The sequence below is a fragment of the Aminobacter sp. HY435 genome, from assembly GCF_027568395.1.
In the GTDB taxonomy this organism is placed as follows: domain Bacteria; phylum Pseudomonadota; class Alphaproteobacteria; order Rhizobiales; family Rhizobiaceae; genus Aminobacter.
In genome coordinates, this window is record NZ_JANKZL010000028.1 from 1 (window position 1) to 850 (window position 850).

Sequence of the window (850 nt, forward strand, 5' to 3'; positions counted from 1 at the left end):
CTAGGTCGTGTGGACTCTTGGGATTCCCAAGGCTGAGCAAATCAGATTCAAGACTGTCTTTTGGAGGCAGTCATGGGAGCATTGGACCGTCTGATCCTTCGGGATGAGCAGTGGGAGCGGATTTCGCGGTACATCATTGGCGACGAGCGGACGCGCGGATCGTCGGGCCACGACAACCGCATGTTTGTGGAAGCGGTGCTGTGGATCGTGCGGACCGGTTCGCCTTGGCGTGACCTGCCGCAGGTGTTCGGCCCGTGGAACAGTGTCTTCCGCCGGTTCAGCCGTTGGAGTCATAAGGGCATTTGGTGGCGCATCTTTTCGGCGATGTCGGACGATCCCGATTTCGAATACCTGATCGTCGATTCCACCATCATCCGCGCCCATCAGCACGCCGCCGGCGCAAAAAAGGGGCTGAAGATCAAGCTCTTGGCCGTTCTCGCGGCGGCCTGAGCACCAAGATCCACATGGCCGTGCGCGGTCTTGGCTGCCCCGTCCGCTTCATCCTCACCGCCGGCCAGAAGGGCGATGCGCCGCAAGCTGAGGCCTTGATCGAGGAACTGGCCGCCGACATCGTCATGGGCGACACCGCCTATGACAGCGATCGCCTGCGCAACGCCATCGCCGAAAAAGGTGCCGTGGCGGTGATCCCCAACAACCCTTCCCGCGCGCAAAAATATCCGCTGGACAAGCACCTCTATGCCCAGCGGCACCTGATCGAATGCTGCTTTTCCAAGCTCAAACAGTTCCGAAGGGTCGCTACACGTTTCGAGAAAACCGCGAGACACTACCTCGCCGTCGTCACAATAGCTGCAATTGTCCTATGGATCCGGTAATTGTCCACACGACCTAG

The 850-nt window shown here is 59.5% G+C and carries 1 pseudogene; it reads left to right on the plus strand.

Features of this window, described 5'->3' with window-relative positions:
• The first annotated feature begins 72 nt into the window (after positions 1–72).
• Positions 73–833, plus strand: a pseudogene (locus PCJ21_RS22065) (IS5 family transposase).
• Positions 834–850 lie beyond the last annotated feature (17 nt).